The 19,222-nt window shown below is 58.8% G+C and carries 16 protein-coding genes and 1 pseudogene; 15 read left to right on the top strand and 2 right to left on the bottom strand.

Going from position 1 to position 19,222, the window contains the following annotated elements; all coding sequences use genetic code 11:
* Positions 1-105: 105 nt before the first annotated feature.
* From ACERNI_RS17755 to ACERNI_RS17715, 9 genes are all read left to right on the top strand, one after another.
* Positions 106-474 (top strand): hypothetical protein, encoded by a 369-nt coding sequence (locus ACERNI_RS17755; protein WP_448834560.1) that lies wholly within the window; start codon positions 106-108, stop codon positions 472-474.
* A 621-nt stretch (positions 475-1,095) separates the two neighbouring features.
* Complete coding sequence (locus ACERNI_RS17750; protein WP_448834559.1) at positions 1,096-1,620, top strand: hypothetical protein; 525 nt, start codon at positions 1,096-1,098, stop codon at positions 1,618-1,620.
* A 1,054-nt stretch (positions 1,621-2,674) separates the two neighbouring features.
* Complete coding sequence (locus tag ACERNI_RS17745) at positions 2,675-3,055, top strand: hypothetical protein (protein WP_448834558.1); 381 nt, start codon at positions 2,675-2,677, stop codon at positions 3,053-3,055.
* 855 nt (positions 3,056-3,910) lie between these two features.
* Positions 3,911-4,804: a hypothetical protein gene (locus ACERNI_RS17740; protein WP_448834557.1), complete on the top strand. Its 894-nt coding sequence runs from the start codon at positions 3,911-3,913 to the stop codon at positions 4,802-4,804.
* Positions 4,805-5,170: 366 nt separating this feature from the next.
* Entirely contained in the window at positions 5,171-5,896 is a 726-nt protein-coding gene (locus ACERNI_RS17735; RefSeq protein ID WP_448834556.1) for a hypothetical protein, read from the top strand.
* A 246-nt stretch (positions 5,897-6,142) separates the two neighbouring features.
* On the top strand, positions 6,143-7,081 hold the full coding sequence (locus ACERNI_RS17730; protein WP_448834555.1) for a hypothetical protein: 939 nt from the start codon (positions 6,143-6,145) through the stop codon (positions 7,079-7,081).
* Positions 7,029-7,400 (top strand): hypothetical protein, encoded by a 372-nt coding sequence (locus ACERNI_RS17725; RefSeq protein WP_448834554.1) that lies wholly within the window; start codon positions 7,029-7,031, stop codon positions 7,398-7,400. The genes ACERNI_RS17730 and ACERNI_RS17725 overlap by 53 nt, the downstream gene beginning before the upstream one ends.
* A gap of 84 nt (positions 7,401-7,484) precedes the next feature.
* Positions 7,485-7,757, top strand: a complete 273-nt coding sequence (locus tag ACERNI_RS17720) for a hypothetical protein (RefSeq protein WP_448834553.1) — start codon at positions 7,485-7,487, stop codon at positions 7,755-7,757.
* Positions 7,758-7,963: 206 nt separating this feature from the next.
* Positions 7,964-8,530, top strand: coding sequence for a type II toxin-antitoxin system YoeB family toxin (locus tag ACERNI_RS17715; RefSeq protein ID WP_448834552.1), 567 nt, complete (start codon positions 7,964-7,966; stop codon positions 8,528-8,530).
* A gap of 639 nt (positions 8,531-9,169) precedes the next feature.
* On the opposite strand, the gene ACERNI_RS17710 is transcribed toward ACERNI_RS17715, so the two are convergent.
* Complete coding sequence (locus ACERNI_RS17710; protein WP_448834551.1) at positions 9,170-9,955, bottom strand: 2-keto-4-pentenoate hydratase; 786 nt, start codon at positions 9,953-9,955, stop codon at positions 9,170-9,172.
* A 376-nt stretch (positions 9,956-10,331) separates the two neighbouring features.
* Between ACERNI_RS17710 and ACERNI_RS17705 the strand changes: the two genes are divergently transcribed.
* The 3 genes from ACERNI_RS17705 to ACERNI_RS17695 all read left to right on the top strand — a co-directional run bounded on the left by ACERNI_RS17705 (position 10,332) and on the right by ACERNI_RS17695 (position 13,728).
* Entirely contained in the window at positions 10,332-11,603 is a 1,272-nt protein-coding gene (locus ACERNI_RS17705; protein ID WP_448834550.1) for an outer membrane beta-barrel protein, read from the top strand.
* Between the two features lie 394 nt (positions 11,604-11,997).
* Complete coding sequence (dapA, locus tag ACERNI_RS17700) at positions 11,998-12,945, top strand: 4-hydroxy-tetrahydrodipicolinate synthase (protein WP_448834549.1); 948 nt, start codon at positions 11,998-12,000, stop codon at positions 12,943-12,945.
* A gap of 519 nt (positions 12,946-13,464) precedes the next feature.
* Complete coding sequence (locus tag ACERNI_RS17695) at positions 13,465-13,728, top strand: hypothetical protein (protein WP_448834548.1); 264 nt, start codon at positions 13,465-13,467, stop codon at positions 13,726-13,728.
* 361 nt (positions 13,729-14,089) lie between these two features.
* Here the strand turns inward: ACERNI_RS17695 and ACERNI_RS17690 are convergent, their stop codons facing one another.
* Positions 14,090-15,031, bottom strand: a complete 942-nt coding sequence (locus tag ACERNI_RS17690; RefSeq protein WP_448834547.1) for an MYG1 family protein — start codon at positions 15,029-15,031, stop codon at positions 14,090-14,092.
* Between the two features lie 437 nt (positions 15,032-15,468).
* On the opposite strand from ACERNI_RS17690, the gene ACERNI_RS17685 reads away from it, so the two are divergent.
* From ACERNI_RS17685 to ACERNI_RS17675, 3 genes and pseudogenes are all read left to right on the top strand, one after another.
* Positions 15,469-16,191 (top strand): spermine/spermidine synthase domain-containing protein, encoded by a 723-nt coding sequence (locus ACERNI_RS17685; RefSeq protein WP_448834546.1) that lies wholly within the window; start codon positions 15,469-15,471, stop codon positions 16,189-16,191.
* A 100-nt stretch (positions 16,192-16,291) separates the two neighbouring features.
* Positions 16,292-18,475, top strand: a complete 2,184-nt coding sequence (locus tag ACERNI_RS17680) for a hypothetical protein (protein ID WP_448834545.1) — start codon at positions 16,292-16,294, stop codon at positions 18,473-18,475.
* 72 nt (positions 18,476-18,547) lie between these two features.
* Positions 18,548-18,864, top strand: a pseudogene (locus tag ACERNI_RS17675) (IS5 family transposase); the annotation flags it as partial.
* Positions 18,865-19,222: the final 358 nt, after the last annotated feature.

Below are 19,222 nucleotides of genomic sequence, written 5' to 3'. Positions count from 1 at the left end.
CTGATTGAGGCCCCAACCTAGGTAAAAATCCGGCCGGATCTGCTAACGACAGGGCAGCTGCGGAAAATGTGATTCGTGATTTGACAATGCATTGAGGTATTCCCAATGAATGAAGATGTAGATAAATTCATTAGTTTATTGATCAGCGAGAGTTCGATTTTATCCGACGTATACAATGTATCTAAGGTTTACTGGCATCCAGACTCTCCCCCAAGCACGGTGCTGCTGGGGGACATTGGGTATGAAATTGTCAGCAACATCAATAATTTTGATCAAGAAATCGTTAGGACAATATTCATATTAATAGAGCGCGGGGCTTCAAGTCCATCTGTGATGCTTAGAACAGTTGTGCTGACCGGTCTTGTCGAAGGGATGTGTAGCCACTCCCTGCTCACCGGCGACTTGTTGGTACAAATTAGGTCTCTACTAGGACCTGAGAGCCGTTCTCATGCCGACGCCTGGATGTCATGGTGATGTCATGTTGGTTTTCGCGCTGCCCTGGTAAGCACAAAGAATAACGTGGCATCACCAAGAAATTTTCGCCAGCGTCATTGGTAGCCAGAACAGCGCAGGCGATCTGGAAAGGAAAACCGCAGACGGACTGCGAATCTGCAGGGGCTTGCGGGTGTTGATCCAAAATCGTTCGAAGCCTGCCCCGGCGCCCGAAGCGGGTTCAATCTGAAGACTCTGACAGTCGCGGGTGTTTTTGCTATAATTGCGGTTGCGTGTGTGCGAAGTGCCGGGAAGAACCACGAAAGCGTCCCGCAGCTAATTGCTGACTCCATCAGAAATACTATTGACTTGAGTTCTATAAAGAATTTAAAGGAGATCAAAATTATGTCTAGTGGTGCGCGTGGGGGACTAAAGTATCCGCTGGAGGCGGCAGGCACCAAATTCAGATGCGAATCTGGGAAGTGGGCATGCTGTTATATATGGCCCTGAAGGGCGGTGTTATACGATGTGTCCGCTTCCCCATAAAAATCGTTGAATGGAACAGATCTCCAAACGGAAATTTTTCCCTAAAATGGGGAATAGCACCAAAACATTCGAAGGAACCGTCCCGCAAGCGATTCTTGATATCTTGAGGATAAGGTAGTGAAAATTTTTCATAGTGATGTTCCTAGGGAGTTTTTAGGTTTTTTCTCCCCAGATTTCGGATCGAACGATTTTTTTTCGTATGCCGGCAATTCGGTAACGATTGAGCAGGCAATTTCAATATTGGGGGTTCTTTCCCCAGATTTTATCGAACGCGATGGGCACATTTTCTGGTGTTCAAACGCACAAGATTATGTTTCTGAGCGAAATCATTTGGTTGCTTTGACAAGAACAGCTTCAGGTGAACTTGAGCGGAGCCTAGTTAGGGCAGATGTAGAACGGTATGCGAACAATTTTTCTGTAAGTCAGCTTTTCTCCAAATGGAGTGATGCGCCAAGTGCGCTAGTGGTAAAAATCGATCTGTCAGAATTAGAGTATAAATTATGCTCCTTTTTTGCAAATCAATTGGCAAAGGCTTGGAAGGAAAAGTTGATGCTAAATTTTCCAGATAGAAAATTTAAATTTGAGATTGGCGATGATATATTAGATGAATACGGGGTATGTGTTACATTTTGGCAAGAATGAGACTTGGTTGGCGCTGTATTTATTCTCTCGTGTTTTTATTCCAAGCGACCTGCCCCGCAAGCGACAGGATCTCATTGCCATTAACTACACCTGATGCGTGCTTGGGCAGCGCCCCGAGATAAGCGCTCCGGCGTTGAGCTATGCGTGTCTGTTTCCTCGATGCGGGCGATCGCCATCGCGGCTTTCGATGTTCCGAGTTGATATGAGTATACATAAATAGCCGGACTGACGCACGGGCTGAGAGATACGGGCCTCTTTGTGGGCGTTTCCGAGGCGTTCCGCACGGGGCGGGCGGATCGGCGATCAGGTTATTGCATTCGCCCGCAACGTTGCTGGCGGGGCCGGAGCCAGCATCAATCTGTATGCCCCGGCCTATGGCGGCAACCAGAGGCTAATCGAGGCGCAGCCCTGCTCGACGAAGCCCGAGAACTGAAAGCGGGTTCACAGGCGCGGACCGAGGCAGTGCGCCGTGGTTTCGGCGATGTTCGCCGACGCCCCGAACCTTACAGGCAAGAACGCCCTGACGCCTGTCGATCCCGCCGCCATACCCGTCGGCTGGGCGGCTCTGGAGGGGCTCACAGTGGGAGAAGTGCTTGCAGGCGATGCGCTCGGCGGCGGCGCGCTCGCGCCCTTCCCGCAACTGGTGCAGGAACCGCCAGAGCCGTCTCCGTCCCCTCCGAAGCCGGTGAGGGGATGGCGGCTAACGCGAGCGGTAAAGGTGCAAGCGGGGGATCAACGGCCAAGATTGGAGTGTAGGCGGCGAGAGGCGCAAGGGTTGCTGATGTCGATGCGATCCTGCGCCCCGGCGGAAAGGACGTGGGGTATGTACACAAGAGGGCGTCGTCATATGTCAGAACGGTGCATCCAAGTGAGTTCGACAAGATCAAGAAGCAGCTACTTTTGATGGGGCAAAAGGCTGGCTCGTACACAAAAGGTGATGGCACGTGGTATGATCTTCCGAACGGGCGCGTGGGATCTCGCAACTCAAAAGAAAATGGTCCGACATTGGATGATAATATTCCCGGATACGAGTCTGGATATAAGGTGGTCCAAAATGAGTAACGAACCAATAAACAAATATAGTGGACTAAATGTGAGTGAAGATATTGATTTATTGCCCGGATCCTTGGAGGTAGATGCTGTCGCCATGATGAGCATATTTCCACGCGGTGCCGACAGTTTCGGCCTCTCTGGGGAGGCGCTGGAAGATTTTGGCTGCCGTTGTATTTTGACAATGCTCAACGCGGGCGCTTCGGTTGTGTGGCCAACGGGGAGAGGGAGTTGGAGACAAGCGACCGAGTATCGGGGAACAAACGAGCAGATAGCGCACCAGATTGTTGACGAGTGGAAGCGTGGCAAGATGGACGAGAAGTATGACGGCGTGTGGTTTTCTCTTCCGCCCTTCGAAATGCCGCATGGAGAGAGTGATGCATAATAACGTCGCGTGTCGAATATTTTTGTTTAATTTCAAAATTCGAGTCGATATTGTTTAGTATGACTTCAAGCTTGCAATTTGGCGAGGGATAGCTGGATCGATGCGATGAGGAGCCGTGTGGTCGCCGATGCGATGGTCTTTGTCGTCCTGGGTTGACTGAATTCGTGGTGACTGGGGTTACTTGCGCAGCGTTTGGTATCGCACGGCAGAACCGTCAGTTTGGCTCCGGTGGACTGCCGCAAATCTACATTGAGAATTTTTCCGCCGTAACGCGGCCAAATATTCGTTAATCGTTAACTAACAGATTACAGAGGCCGCCCCAACGAAGATCTTAATTAATCCAGAACCAGATGATCCGCAGCGGCCGTATAAGCACACGCAGCCGATTGTAGATTTTCTTATCGCAAATGGGAATGAAATAACCACCGATCCAGCTGGGTTCTATATGACGCAAGGTGGTTGGGTGTGTGATCTTCGCTTCCCCATTGACTATGATTCGGTGGATGCGACGTTCATTCTTCTTTCAAGTATGCGCTTTGAGAAAGGCGTTAATTCTATTCTATGTGACAGATAATTGACAGATATTAGAGATAATATTAGATAATTAATTCATGATAAAAGTAATAAATCGCGTAAATTGACTGTAGTTTGTCATATTTTGTTATTGTTGTCGTTAATTTTTTGTTGATGTAGCCGAAGCTTCATTGAGCGGCTGCATCATGAATGTCGATATTTCACTACGCCAGTCGGCACATTCTCCTCGCCGCCTCCATTCGCAGCTGAACGTTTCCGCGATGCAAGTACCCTAAATAGAACGCTTAAATTTACATCAGACACACAGGCGACACCGCCCTGGTGCGCGTTGATCCCGCCGCCATATCCGTCGGCAGGGCGGTTTTGAAGGGGCTTACCGTCGCCGACCAGCAGGTCTTTGTTTCGGGCATCAACGCGGCGGCGGCGGGGCAGGCGACGCGCGTTGAAAAGGGGGCGGCAGGCCGGGTTCCTCGTCGCTGCGACCGCCCTCACCATTGCCATCGCACCAGCAGCGGTGGCCCCACGGACACTGCGCTCAAAGCCGCGCTCATCTGCGCAACCAGCATGCTTTGCCGCAACGAAGCGGCGCTTGCACTGGGCGAAGTGCTTGCTGGCGAGGCGCTTGCCGGCGGCGCGCTCGCCCTTCCCGCAGCAGGCGCAGGAACCGCCAGAGCCGTCTCCGCCCTCTCCGAGGCAGGAGAGAGGATGGCGGCGAATGCGGCGGGCACGGTCAGAATTGGGTCAGAGGCAGCTCCAGCCGGTGTGAGTAACGTAAATAATACCGGGAACAAAATTGTTACTAGCCACGTTCTCGCGGACAAGCCTGGGATATCTACCTCCGATATAAAGAACCAGCTTGATGGTTACACAACCATTTTCTCACGGGGAGCAGGGGCGGCAGAGGGAGCTGTGCCAAAAGGATATACTGCTGTTTCAAGATGGGGCTCAGCTGACCAAGCTGCTCGCTGGGTCAAAAATGAAGGCACAACAATTCCAATCGGGATCGGGGCCGACGGTCGCGTGTATGTGACTACTGTTGGCGCCGCGAAGCCCGGTGGCACTGGGCCTGTACGCATTGATTTTTCCGTCCCGGTAAGATCGATACAAAAGGCGGGAAAATCGGAGTGGGGGCGATATTTCAACCGATGCACGCCAATCTACAATGTGCAGATTCACATACCTAAAGGCCTTCAAATTCCAAAGGCGGGAAAATGACCTGTATAAAAATTGACGAATACGTCATTATTGTTAGACGCGATGCATTATTGCGTAATAATATTTCATTGGAGCGCATGTCTGAAATTTTTGATTCTCAGCATCCATTTGATCAAAACTGTACGCTCGTCTCATTCGGGCCTTGCTTTGGAGGAGAGGCCGCCGACGAATTTTGCGATCGACTAGCGGCAGAAGGCCTTATTTACGTAGACGATTATTTCGTTTTTTTGGGGGACTTTCCCTTTTGGGCACAGTTCAAGTTGTGTTTAAAGGGCCTATAATTAGGTTGCATTTGTTTCGTTATTTTACATTCATCAACCCGCTCCCTCCCGCGCCCGGGAGATCACGAAGGACGAAAGCTCCGGGGTGGAGTTCTATGCCTCGGATTCTTCGGTGCGGGAGATTGCCAGCGGTCTTTCAATGATCCGCGCCGGCATGGAGGCGCTTGGGCAGCAGGCGGAACAGGCGCTCGCGAAGCTTCCGGCGACGGTGAGGCAATTTGTCGGCGATTCCGCCACACGCATTGATGCCCATGACAGGACGCTCCAGGGCGTCGCCGATGCCATGGTCGATGATCTTGTCGCGCGTGGCGAGATCCCCAAAGACAAACGGGAAGTCGTATTGGCATTCGCATTTCGAAAAAATCAAGTGAAACAATCGATATTAATATCCCAGGTTATATTTCAGGGTACAAGGTGCATAAAAATGAACGATGAGCCAATAAATAAATATTACGGAACTCCGATGAGCGAATGGATTGAGGGAATTCCGCTTGATTTGGAAGATGATGTGGTAATGATGGTCGAAATATTCCCCCGCGGGCGAGATAGTTTTGGTCTTGCTGGAGAAGAATTAGAGAATTTCGGCTATCGCTGCATTTTGAAATTGCTGGAAGCCGGCGCATCCCCTGTCTGGCCATCGGGGGGTGATGAAGGTGTGATAGTTGACACGAAGTATCAAGGAACTAGCGAGCAAATAGCCCGACAGATAGTTGACGAATGGAAGCGCGGTGACATGAGAGAAAATTATGACGGACTATGGTTTTCCTTGCCGCCATTTGATTCGCCGACAACAAAAATTGACTCTAAATAGATTTCTATATATTTAGATGTTTAATATGAATATTAGGCGTAATACATCTGAATTCAAGATACCGTTCTCATCGCATTCTGAATCAATTACAGTACGAAGAGCGGAAACGCCGGGACGGTGCTTTATGCTTCGACGTTGTCGGTGCAGGAAATTGCATCGGGCCTCTCCGGCATTCGGAGGGTGTGGAGCGCTTGACGGCGGACGCGACGCAGGGGCCAGGAGCAACATGCGGCCCTGCGCGAAGAGGTGCTTGAGCAGACACAGGCTGAAATCCGCAAGCATCTGCCGCGCTACAATGCGCTGGCCAAACGCGACGCTGACGGAACCCTGGACGCCGCGGGGCACCAGCAGCTGGAGGAGGTCAAGGGGCGGCTGCTGCAAAGCTTCGCCTATTATGAACTGTGCGCCCAGCGGCCCGGCGCCCTGCGGCAGGCCGGGCTGGCGGACGGGCTGAGGGATACGGGCCTCTTTCTGAGTGTTTCGGAGGCGTTCCGTACGGGCGCAGACCGGATCGGCGATCAGGTTATTGCATTCGCCCGCAACTTTACCGGCGGGGCTGAAGCCAGCATCAATCTGTATGCCCTGGCCTATGGCGGCAACCAGAAGCTGATCGAGGGCTCGGCCATGCTCGACGGCGCCCGTGAACTGGAAGCGGGTTCGCAGGCGCGGACCGAGGCGGTGCGCCGTGGTTCGGCGATGTTCGCCGACGCCCTGAACCTTACAGGCAATACTGCCCTGGTGCGCGTTGATCCCGCCGCCATATCCGTCGGCAGGGCGGTTTTGAAGGGGCTTACCGTCTCCGACCAGCAGGTCTTTGTTTCGGGCATCAACGCGGCGGCGGCGGGGCAGGCGACGCGCGTTGAAAGGGGGCGACGGGCCGGGCTCCTTGTCGCAGCGGCCGCCCTCACCGTCGCCATCGCGCCAGCCGCGCTGGCCGTCACGGACACTGCGCTCAAAGCCGCGCTCATCTGCGCAACCAACATGCTTTGCCGCAACGAAGCGGCGCTTGCACTGGGCGAAGTGCTTGCTGGCGAGGCGCTTGGCGGCGGCGCGCTCGCCATTCCCGCAGCAGGCGCAGGAACCGCCGGAGCCGTCTATGCCCTCTCCGAGGCAGGAGAGAGGATGGCGGCGAATGCGGGGGGGCAAGGCTGCAAGGGCAGGATCTTCGGCCGAGATTGGAGCTGAGGCGGCGAGAGGCGCAAGGGTTGCTGATGTCGATGCGATCCTGCGCCCCGGCGGAAAGGACGTGGGGCATGTACACAAGAGGGCGTCGTCATATGTCAGAACGGTGCATCCAAGTGAGTTCAACAAGATCAAGACGCAACTACTTTTGATGGGGCAAAAGGCTGGCTCGTACACAAAAGGTGATGGCACGCGGTATGATCTTGCGAGCGGGCGCGGGGGATTCCGCATCCCGAAGAAGAACGGCCCTGCGATTGATATTGATATTGATATTGATATTCCAAGATATAAGAATGGATATAAGGATCATCAAAGTGAGTAACGAGCCGATAGGTAATTTTTTGAGCAAATTACATCGGAATATCTTGCCGAATTGCCATATAATTTGGAAGTGGACGCCTTAGCCATGGTGTCGATATTTCCCTATGGCGCGAATAGTTTTGGCCTTTCTGGCGAGGCCTTGGAGGATTTTGGCTATCGGTGCATCATGGCGATCCTCAATGCTGGCGCTTCGGTTGTGTGGCCTACGGGCAGAGGGAGCTGGCAACAGGGAACCAACGAGCAGATCGCCCGGCAGATTGTTGATGAGTGGAAACGGGGGGAAATGGATGAGGCATATGATGGGGTGTGGTTTGCCTACCCTCCATTCGACATACCGCATGAAGAGAGTGACGTATAATGGCATTTATGCGGCCAATTATTATATTGTAAATTGATGTCATAGATCTGAATGCGAGGATCCACGCCCATCGCATTCCGGGTTTTCCGCGGCGCGATTGGCGCGGGCGAGATCACCATCCGTGCCCCCCACCAGAGCCAGGCATCGCCGCCATCAACCGCGACCTGACGCGGGCGCAGGAGATCACGAAGGACGAAAGCTCTGGGGTGGAGTTCCATGCCTCGGATTCCGCAGCGCGGGAGATTGCCAGCGGGTTCCAGGTAACGCGCGAGAACCTCGCCCGCCTGTCGCTTGCCGGGAAATCGCTGGAACAGGCCTTTGGCCGCATCGGCCAGCTTCTGATTGACCGGGGCCAGTTGACGCCTGGGCAGTTGGAAAACACAAAACTGGTGACGCAGGCCATCGAGGCCGGGCAAACCGATGTCCCCCTCCCTGCTGACGTGCTCCAGCACCCAGGGTGGGTTCAACCTGTTCAACTGGTTTATTACGCCGGCCAGGGCCAGTCATTGTGTAGTCCTGTCAAGGGACACGAACTGGGAGATCACCAACCTGTCGCCGCAGGAGCGGCAGGCCTGCCTGGCGATGCTGAACCTGATGGCCAGGACTATCTGCGCGCCCAGCTTGACGGAACCGGCAAGCCCGAGGACCTGAGGGGTGATATGTCGGGTTGGCGGTCGTGGCGTATTATGGACGCGCACCGCATGGTCTACCGTGTCACGGGCAAGAGTGAGGCCCTGCAACTCGAAATCGCGCAGTTGCGGTACCATTACTAGGCCCGTTTGGCATCTCGAGAGCATGGGTTTCTTTGGCGATTGGCTCCTCCGGAGCCGCCTCTTTGTTCCATAAGATATCTTCTGCGAAATACAGCTGCACGCGCAAAATTAAAGTTCCTAAGTGCAAATCAGGAGTATCGCGCTCCCCCACGCAACAGCGGGCCCAAAGCGATCATACCTGCACCAAGCCTCCCCTGGCGCATCGATCACGTGAAAGGCTGCACTGACCCCTGATTTCCACCGCGTGAATGGCAGGCGCCTGTTTACGTCTCACGTATGCGCTTTTCCCAGGTACACTGCCTGGCCGTTTCGGGCGGCATGCATGGCCCATTTCCGCAGCGGCGCGGCCGATCCGTTCTTTCGATCCGGCCACCAGGATGACCTGGCCCGGCAGCCCAGATAATTGGCAAGAAGCGATGACGTTGCCACCAGGCGTTATCCAGCTCCGGGTTTGATCTGACGGTTTGTTGTTATCCCAGCGCGGGTTTGCAAGCTGGGGTCAGCCGTGGAGCCAGCAACCTGGCCCAACGGCAGACCCGCCGCTGCGCAAACAAGACCGGAAGTTCTGCTGCCGCCGCTGACGTCGTGCGGCCGGCAGGAAGCCGCCACCGGAATGCCAGCCCTTACAGGAAAAATGCGCTACAGGAACGCGCTGCTGCAATGGCCGAAACCGGCCACTTCGAATGAAAGCGTCTGGCCCGGAAGCACCTGCAGGATTGGTGCGAGCGCCCCGCATGCAACAATGTCACCCGCGTCAAGGCACTGCCCCATGCGTAGCAGGGTATTCGCGAGCCAGGCAACTGGCGCGACAGGGTCGTAGGGCAAACCACATGCGCGCAGCACATCATTGCCAGCGAGCCGCGCCCGGACCCAGGCCAGATCAAGGCGCGACAGAGCGTGTCTGTCTGCCGGTTCACCGTAAATCGTTGTGACGTGCAGGGCGAAATCGGCGATCGCGGCAAGATGCAAGCCACCGGTCGCGCTGACGCGCCGACCAAGAATCCCGATCGCCGGACGGCACGCTACAATGGCCTGGCGAACGCAGTCATGGGAGACATGGGCATCCTTCCCACCCGTCACCGGACAGCCAATGGTGAACACCAGTTCGCATTGGGCGCCAATGACGCCCTGTGGCAGGCGGAAAGCCTCGCCGGATGCAGGCTGCGCGCCATCCTGAGGAATTACGCCATGGATTGGTCCATTGAGGCCAAGCCGCTGTTGGGCCGAAACCGACCAGCCAACAACGGCGTACCCAGCCGGAGCATCGCCATAACAGGCCGTGGCCATCGACTGCACATCCAGGGCGTCTGCTTCCGTCATCAGGCTTGCGGCGGCCGCTCCTGACACCACGCCGTCGCGCCGACATTGCGCCAGCGCTTGCCCAAAATTACGTAACTGTTCCTGATGTATGTCACACTTGCGCATGTCACGCCTCCGTCGTCAGAAAGAAGCGGAGAATTATTGAAGTTGTCAATTTAATATCAGATTTATATAGTTATTTATATGAAATTCGTTCCAATTTATATGAAAATACTATGTTTACGACATGGCATGCGTATCGTTTTCCAACGTATCCCTGCATAATTTTCCGGGGTCTGACCCTCACGTTTAAGGGCGTCGGCAATCGTATTCGCACGGGGTCAAAAACCGCATCGGACGGGCGCGCGGGCATCGCTGCCTCTGGAAGGGGCCGACCGTGTCGCAAGCCCGGAGCCGGATTTCCCCAACCAGCCTGCACGGCTGGCGAGAACCCGCATCCGACGCCGGTTCCGCCGCCCGCAGTATACAAGGAACGCGTTTCATGTATTGGAACAGTGCAGCCCGGAACCACGCCCTCCCCCCTGGCAGGCTGCGCGTTGGCCTGGCGGCTGACGTTGGCCGCGCCGGCAAGACAATCCGCTCAGGCGCCCAGGCGCTCATTGCCGGAACGGCATGCAGTATATTCGTTGGTGTTCCTGCGATGGCGGAGCCCATGCAAACCCCGGCTTTCGGCGGCCCGTTGAAAGCCAACGACAATCCTTTGACCTTTGACGCCGGCGAACTTGGCAAGTTGCACATTTCGGGTCAACTGACAGGGCTGGCTTTCGGACAAACCAATGCGATTCCGTATGGCGGCCCAACGAACACGGGCTCGCTGGCTGACGTAAGCAATGCGCAGATCCAGGTGCAAACAACAGGAACGCCGGTCCAGTTTTACGTGCAGGGCGGCTTGTATGCGCTGCCATCGCTCGGCGCTTCCTACATGCGTGCGGTGGACGCGACGGACAAGCTCTATGGCCCCGTCCCCGTAGCTTACGGCAAGGTGCAGGTGACGCCTGAGCTGTCGATTCAAGCCGGCCTCCTGCCGACACTGATTGGCGCCGAATCCACCTTCACCTTCCAGAATATGAACATTGCGCGCGGCCTGTTGTGGAACCAGGAGCCGGCAATCAGCCGGGGTGTGCAAGCCAACTACACCAGGGGCAGTTTTTCTGCTTCAATCTCGCTGAACGACGGTTTCTACTCGGGAAAACTGAATTGGGTGTCGGCGTTGGCGTCATGGACCCTTTCACCGGCCCATACCATTTCGGTGGTCGCGGCCGGGAACCTTGGTGAAACGGCAAGGGCATCCCTCGCCACGCCGCTCGCCCAGAACAACAGCAGCATTTTCAATCTCATCTATGCCTACAACAGTGGGCCGCTCACCGTTTCGCCCTATCTGCAGTACACACGGGTCAGCGCCAACCGGGAAATCGGGGTGTCGCGCACGGCGGAAACCTTCGGCGCCGCGCTGCTCGCCCGCTACGCCTTCACTGACACATTTTCCCTCGCAGGACGGGCTGAATACATCACGTCATGGGGCGGTGACTGTGGGGCAAGGCCGGAATGCGCCCCGACGAACCTGCTATATGGTCCAGGCAGCCGTGCATGGTCGCTGACCATCACGCCGACCTACCAGCACGGCGTGTTCTTCGCCCGGGCCGAAGCCTCTTACACCCGCATTGATGGCATGGAGAACGGTTACGGCTTTGGCCGCAACTTCGACAGGCGTGACCAGGCGCGCGGGATGGTCGAAGCCGGCGTTCTTTTTTAGTCCTTCCACCCAAATCCGACATGCCGAAATTTATCCGGCTCTTTGGCCTGGCGAATGATTGAACCGGGTCAGGCGCCTCTCTTCACGGAGCGTGAGCGCCGCTTTCCCGGCCTGGTCCCGGGATGAACCGGGCTTGCAGCCCCGCTGCGCCCTGATGGGTTGATGCCGATATTGACGCCCGCCTGATGCAGGCCCCCGGGCAGTCCCGGAATCATGAAAGCCGCGAGCAAGACCATGAGCCGAACGGGTTCTGTGAATTTGCCGTTCGATGGCGCGATGCATCCCAGCGGGACCCGGTCGTCAAACTCAGATCGCCAGGCTTTTCCATACGCAACAACCGCTGGCGTGCGCGCAAGACAGCATGGCTGACGCCACGTCAGAAGGAGGACAAACCATGAAACGAAAAAGCGAACCTCCCATATTCAGCGGCCTGATCACGGCTCTCGTCACGCCTTTTCAGGGAGACCGGATTGATTTCGAAGCCCTGGCGGAGCTTGTTGAATGGCAGATCGGTCAGGGCGTAGAGGGGCTCGTCGCCTGTGGCACGACGGCAGAATCCCCGACCCTTTCCGCGTCTGAATGGGCAGATGTGATCCGCTTGTGTGTCGATGTTTCGCGAGGGCGCGCGCCAGTGATCGCCGGCTCCGGCACAAACGACACCCGGCGCACGATTGAATTGACGCGCGAGGCTGCCCGTCTCGGCGCAGATGGCGCGCTGGTCGTAACGCCCTACTACAACCGGCCGGGTCAGGAGGGCCTGTTCCGGCATTTTGATGCCGTCAGCCGCTGCACTGAGCTGCCCATCATTCTGTACAACGTGCCGGCGCGGACGGCGGTGGACCTCAGCGTCGACACGCTGGAGCGGCTGGCGGGGTCTCCAGGCATCGTCGGGATCAAGGACGCAACAGGAGATCTGGCGAGGGTGCGGGAGACGGTTGCGCGGCTGGGCCGCCGCTTCACCCTGCTCTCAGGAAATGACCGCTCGACGCCGGGGTTCATGGCGGCGGGCGGAGATGGCGCAATTTCCGTCATTTCCAACGTGGCGCCGCGCTTGTGCGCTGCGATGATCTTCGCGATCCGGCAAAATGATCCCGTCGAGGCGCGGCGAATTCAGACCCTGCTGCGCCCGCTTCAGGAAGCGCTCGAGCTTGAGACCAACCCTGGGCCGGTCAAATACGCGCTGCACTGCACGCGCGGGTGCGCGTCATCCCTACGCCTGCCTTTGGTCGAAGTGGCCGACGACACGGCATTGAAGATCCGGGAGGCCATCGCCGCCCTCACCATGCCGACGGTTCATCCGCCCATGGCAGGCGCGACCCCTGTTCGCTGGCGCTCCGCCTGATGTCGGGCCCCGCACAGGGGCAAGCCCGTCTGGCGCCTGCGCTTTTTGGGGGCCGCGGAAGCGTCAGCATCTGCCTGATTTCCGCTGCCAAGGCGCTCACCGTGCAGCTTGCGCCGGATTCATGCAATACTATATGCAGATAATATAATAATACTTCATTCACCGAATGGATTTCTTATCAGCTATTCCAGAAAATTGAAGTATCGGACGCACGCGCGTGGCAGGACACGCCGGAAATGCGTCGTATCTGAGGAGGATGTCCATTGATGTATCCCCGCATTTTCCATTTATCCGTACTGCAGCGTCAAAACAGGCTGCGCGAAACACAATCCGGAGCGGATGTCAGGATAACCGCTGGGCCGGATCAGTCTCTCAACGAGGCCAGGATGCTGCTGAGGTTGGGAATATTGATCATTGGAACCGTCGCAGCTGTCGCTCTCGTGAGGTCATTCGTCGTGTGACTGGACGGAGCGCACGCCTCCGGTTCCTTGCTATCGACCACATTCAGGATCACGCAACATGAGCATCATCGTTCAACTGAAAGAGCCTCCCCAACCGGTCAATCATTTTGTTGTCAACCGTGACAGCGGGGGCCGCTGGACGGTCCGCGACGCGCGCAATCTCATCGGCGGAACTTTTGTGAGCAGGAGCGCCGCCATGCACTTCGCCCGCCAGGAAAGCAACTATCTGCCTGGAGCAGTGATCTGCACCGGCGACAGCCCGCGCCCCGGATTCGAGACGCTGTTCGCGTACAAAGGCGCGCCGGCGGGCGGGCGCCCCTGAGGCTCCCCAAACCCTTCATCACCCCTCAGCGGACCAGACCCGCCGCCATGATGAGACGGCGGGATCCATGTTGCCGCGCAACATGAGGCGCCCTTGATGCCTCGTTGGCGCTCTCGCCATGAGCGGACTGGCGCACCCGCCCCTGTCGTCGGTAATGACGCAGCGGCCAGTTTGCAGAGTAACGTGCTGCAGAATATCGCGCCAGGCGACCAGGCGACCAGGCGACCAGGCGACCAGGCGGGTCATACGGCAAAATGACTGGTGCGCCCGTCACGTCCCGGCTTTGCGCGAACCGCCTGCGGCCGGACGGGTTGATGAGGTGCTGCCGGGTGCTGAGTATCAACGGGGGCCGGGACAAGCGCTAGACGGTCGGCGCGTCAGCCTCCAGCGCGTCCCTCACGGCAATGTCGGCCATGGCGAGGGCCGCTTCCCGGCTCGCAGCGGCGGCGATGAAGCGCCCGTTGTGGCAGAAACGGGCGCCGGTCACCCCAGAGGCGCGCTCGAGCGCGGCATCGGTCAGGCCCGCCCAGGCGGCGGGCAGATCCGCCCGCAACTCGAAGCCCTCCTCGGCGCGGCGAATGCCATTGATGCACCAGTCATTGTCCCGGGGATGCACCACGAAGAGCAGGTGATCGGCGCCGGCCTTCACCACGGTCGGGCGGAACGGCATGCCCAATGGCAATTCAAGCACGCGCCCGTTGGCAGCCTTCCTGATCGCGTCCATGACAAGCGCCTCGGCGCGCAGCTTCGCCGCGCTGCGGCCGATCCGCGCTTCGACGAAAGCGCGGGCGATGGCCAGCGCCCCGTGAAACGCCGCGTCATCGGCCTCCGGGTCGCTGGCGTCGAACACGGGCTTCAGGCTTTCCAGCAAAGCTGGCAGGGTCAGGCCCGCCAGCAACGGCCCCGCGGTCGACGGGCTGAGGACGCCATTATCGACCAGATCGACCGGCAGCACGAAGCCGGCGTCGAAACCGGCGTGGATGCTCTCCACATGCGCCGGCGGCGCCTCCAAAGCCAGCAGATAGTCACGCCCGAAATGCTTCCACACCAGCCCAAACGAGCTGTAGGGCTGGCCATCGTCACGCAATGGCGCGCCACGCTGATGGTGATCAAAAATTCCGAGGCTGGCGTCGTAGGCGCCGCCGACATCATAGATGATCCGGTCCGGAGCAGGCGTGATCCATGCCCTGTCGCGACTGCGAACCAGGCGCGCATCCGGATAAAGGCGGCTCAGGATAACGCTGGACAGCAGTTCGTCAGCATGGAAACCACCCGAGTGGGTGACGAGAAAAGCCGGGTTCATGCCGGAAAGCGCCTTGTCATCAGGGCATTCCCGGGAAAAGCTGGCGCGCCTTTCGTGAAGGGAATGCGGAAAACCGTAGAGATGGAGCCCCGGGGACGAACGCGTTTCACCCCAGGGGCCTGGACGGAGAACAGGCCCCCGCCGGAATGCGCCGTGATAGACCTTTGTCGCGCTCCGCTCAATCCGCCAGGGCGGTTTCGGCGCGCGGGAACGCCAGCCTCCCAGAAAAATGCCCGTGATTTCACGATCGGACGCATCTGGTGTATCTGCCGGTCCAGATTCCGTTCCACGCGGGGCCGGCTCCCGACGGCGGCGCGGCGCAGTCCTGGCGGCCCCAGGCGCTCCGGGAACGCCGCATCTATCCGAACTGGCACATTTGCTGCGCGAAGCGTGCTTGCCGCTTTTCGCGCAGCGCTCTGGCACCGCGAGGCGCACCCATGATTCCCTGGACCCTGCTCGACACCGCGAAAGTTCCTGGCGGCGCCGACGACCTCCGGCTGAAGCAGCGCGGCGACGAATTCTCCATCATGATTGGGGCGACGGAGTTGATGAACAGTCGCCTCAGCGGCTCGGAGAAGGCGCTGGCCAGCCTTGTCTGTGCGCGGCTCGGCGCGCGACCAGCGCCACGCTTGCTGATCGGCGGCCTCGGCATGGGCTTCACGTTGCGCGAAGCGCTGGCCGGAGCTGGAGCTGACGCCAGCATTGTGGTGGCTGAACTGATGCCGGCGGTGATCGCATGGGCGCGCGGACCGATGGCGACGCTGTTCGGCTCCAGCATGACCGACCCGCGCGTCACCATCCACGAAGGCGATGTGGTGAAGCTCATCCGCTCCGGCCGGGCAACCTATGACGCCATCCTGCTCGACGTGGACAATGGCCCCGGCGGGCTGACGCGCCCGGAGAACGATGGCCTGTACGACATGGCGGGGATCGCCGCCGCAAAGGCCGCCCTGCGTCCTGGCGGCGTCCTGGCCGTATGGTCCTCCGCCCCCGACCAGAACTTTACCCTCCGTCTGCGACGCGGTGGCTTTGACGTGGAAGAGGTGCGGGTGCGGGCCAATGGCAAGGGCGGCGGCGCGCGCCATATCATCTGGATCGCGGTGAAGGGCGGAGTAAACGACAGGCGCGGCGGCGCCGCCCCGGCGCGGAGGAAGCCATGAGCGGGGCGGGCTGTCTGGTTGCCGGCCCGTAGCACAATGTCGTCTTCATCCGGTCGCGAAACATCGTATTGTGGGCTCGATTGGGCTCGGGGGGATAACGATGGCGCGGCTTCCAGTTATGGCGGGCCTGCTTCTTGGTGTGCCTGTGGCGGCGCTGGGGCAGCCGGAACTGACGCCTGGGGAGTGGCGAGGCTCCTACACGTGTGGCCAAAGCCTTGCCGGCGTCACGATTGATATCGGTCCACGCAAACCAGACGCCACCTATGATGGCATCTTCACTTTCTACCCGGTGGCAGGCGACGCGCGCGTGAAAACCGGCGCCTACGCGATCCGGATAACCACCACGGACGGATCGCCAACCCTTGTGGCGAAGCCGGTGGAATGGATCCTCCCGGCCCCGGGCTATTCACACACCGGCTTCACGGCAAACCTCGACGCGAGCGGGCGGGTTCTCGAGGGAAAACTGGATCATCGCCGCTGCCAGGGCATCCGCGTCGCGAAGGGCGGCCAGTTCCCCGATGGCGTCACGGCGCCAGCGTCAGAGGCGCCGCAGGAGGCCCGGCGCAGAAAGGCCGCGACCGACCGCGAGGAACTGGAGCGGCTGGAGCGGCTGGCCGCCGCCGACAGGAGAGCGGAAGCGCGCAGGGCCGCCATGCCCCGCCCCGTGAGTGAAGAAGAGCGGGTCGCCGGGGAGCGCCAGGCGTTGATGCGCCGACTGGCCGGACGCTGGGATGGCGCGGTGTACAGCCGCTCCCACGATACGGTGCGCATGTCGGTCGTGTTTTCTGAAAAGAAGACGGCCGTTGACGGGGTGTTTCTCGACGTCAAGCTGGATTACCCGTTCCAGGGCGGCCAATACGGCCTGTTCTTCGACAAATATTCTGCGGCGCGCATTGAGCGCACGGATGTTCCCGCGAGCGAGCGTCAGCGGCATTTCAGGGCATCGGTCAGCAAGAGCAGTTCGCTCACGGATGATTTCGACCGCGAGGTGCTTCAACTGTTCCCTGGCGACGGCGCCACCGCATATCTGTTCCGGGAGGCGGCGACGGCTCCCCCGTTCCTGCAATCGTGTGAAATCCATGTGAAGTGGATGACCCAGCGGTTCAACGCCTGGGGCAAGGCCAGAGCCCTGAAAACCCGCCATTTCACTGGCCTGCGTAAATACAACCCGGAAAAAGCTTCGCTCGCGGAGGCTTTCGCTGACGATACGTTCCGGACATATTTTGGCGCGACGGTTGGGGAGATGAGCAGCGCGCAATTCGATGAGGTGTTACGGCGCGCGCGCGATTGCGCTGTCACCCGCTCCACATTCTATCGCCCCGAATTGCTTGAAGGCATTGTTGACGTGCGGGCCTCGGGGCCCGACCCGAACGGTTTCAGAAATGGCTTCTGGGTCCGGAAGCCTGGGCGCCTGCCAACCGATCGCGCGCAGGCGCTGGCGATCATCCAGGCGGCGCAGGCATCTGGCCAGGCGCTTCAGGCTCTGGGCGCGACGCTTGATGGACTGGAGAACATCGACGCCATCGAACAGAAGATTGCCGCCGCCATTGACGGCGGAGCGGCCAATGCCCGCCCGGACGCGGTGGAAGCAGCGCTGGCCGGCACGGGGCGCAGGCTCGCCGCCCTCCAGCAGGCCGACGCCCGCAAGCTCGCGGAAGAACGCGAAGCGCGTCACATGCGTCGCATGCAAGGCGTCCGCATCCCCCTTCAGGCAATTCCGGCAGGCCGGCAGGAACTGGTCACGGCTCTCGTCGCGGGCAAACTGACCCGCCTCAATGGCGACGCCCAGAGCTTCCTTGGCGGCGTTGTCGACCAGGCCATCAGCGGGTGCGGCCTTCCGGCCTCGCCAGCCGAGCGCCTCACCCTGCTCCGCCCGCTCGTCACGGCGATCGACCGCTCCGTATTCGGAACCGCCTATGGCGATGCAGACCTGATGAAAATGCTTGGCAGCATGGCGGGCGGACAGGCCATGCATATTGAAGGCCAGGAGACTGTAAAGGCCATCGCCTGCGCCGATCCCTTCCTGGGCGTGTTGCTGGCGGCGATCGCCGATCTCAACGCAACCGCGGGGCAGACAACTGACGGGCGCGAAAGCCTGTTCGTCAGGACCTGCAGCAATGACCGGACAAAAGAACAGTGCGAATGCGTGGCGCGCGAAGCGCGCGCCATCATTCCCGACATTGATCGCAGACCCTATTCACGCGATATCTTTCCCAGCATCATCCATGCGAACCCAGGCGTCAGTCTCCGGGTCGCCATGGTGTGTCGGGTTGGAAACTACTAAGGCGTACACTCATAAAGTTGTTGGCGTTTTAGCCGCTTAATGATTCAAGGCCCCTGATTGTGGGGAGCCTTGATGAGCCGTCGTCGCTATGAACTGACCGACCATGAATGGACAATTACAGATCCACTTTTGCCCAACAAGCCGCGTGGTGTTCCGCGCGTTGACAGGCGCGTGCTCAACGGGATTCTGTGGCGGCTTCGCACTGGCTCGCCGTGGGCGGAGATACCTGAGCGCTACGGCCCCTACACGACCTGCTACAACCGGTTTGTCCGGTGGCGAAAAGCCGGAGTATGGGATCGGCCTCTCGAAGCGGTCTCCGACGCTTGCGAGAGCGATATGTCATGGTTGACTCCACCTGTGTCCGCGCCCACCAGCACGGAGCGACGGGAAACGTATGGCCCGCCCCGTTGCAAGTAGTGACGGTCAGTGGCGTGAGCAGTCTGCATAAACGTATCAGGCATATCGGCATGAGGGCCGCCGCCAAGATGGAGATCCGCGCGTCCCAGTCCTCGTAAGAGGGCCGGCCTCGAAGGCCATTTTCCCGTCAGGGCTTGTGGAACGCCGATCGACTGTCAGGCCATCTTTTTTCACCACTCGCAGCTTTTGGCGCCCGGCGGCGTCCCGCCGGGCGCGATTTCGGTCAGTCTCTCAAGCCACCTTCGCTAAGGCTGGAAACCCATACAATTGTCTGAATTTGTTTACATACTCACCCTCCGAATTGGTTTTTTTGGAGGTGCATGGAGATGA

It is taken from the genome of Camelimonas sp. ID_303_24 (assembly GCF_053543495.1).
This window is presented reverse-complemented; position numbering and strand designations above follow the sequence as displayed.

Coding starts and splice junctions, on each gene's coding strand:
- ACERNI_RS17755 (WP_448834560.1), top strand. CDS start 106: ATGAATGAAGATGTAGATAAATTCATTAGTTTATTGATCAGCGAGAGT.
- ACERNI_RS17745 (WP_448834558.1), top strand. CDS start 2,675: ATGAGTAACGAACCAATAAACAAATATAGTGGACTAAATGTGAGTGAA.
- ACERNI_RS17725 (WP_448834554.1), top strand. CDS start 7,029: ATGCGGGGGGGCAAGGCTGCAAGGGCAGGATCTTCGGCCGAGATTGGA.
- ACERNI_RS17720 (WP_448834553.1), top strand. CDS start 7,485: ATGGTGTCGATATTTCCCTATGGCGCGAATAGTTTTGGCCTTTCTGGC.
- ACERNI_RS17710 (WP_448834551.1), bottom strand. CDS start 9,955: ATGCGCAAGTGTGACATACATCAGGAACAGTTACGTAATTTTGGGCAA.
- ACERNI_RS17705 (WP_448834550.1), top strand. CDS start 10,332: ATGTATTGGAACAGTGCAGCCCGGAACCACGCCCTCCCCCCTGGCAGG.
- dapA (WP_448834549.1), top strand. CDS start 11,998: ATGAAACGAAAAAGCGAACCTCCCATATTCAGCGGCCTGATCACGGCT.
- ACERNI_RS17695 (WP_448834548.1), top strand. CDS start 13,465: ATGAGCATCATCGTTCAACTGAAAGAGCCTCCCCAACCGGTCAATCAT.
- ACERNI_RS17690 (WP_448834547.1), bottom strand. CDS start 15,031: ATGAACCCGGCTTTTCTCGTCACCCACTCGGGTGGTTTCCATGCTGAC.
- ACERNI_RS17685 (WP_448834546.1), top strand. CDS start 15,469: ATGATTCCCTGGACCCTGCTCGACACCGCGAAAGTTCCTGGCGGCGCC.
- ACERNI_RS17680 (WP_448834545.1), top strand. CDS start 16,292: ATGGCGCGGCTTCCAGTTATGGCGGGCCTGCTTCTTGGTGTGCCTGTG.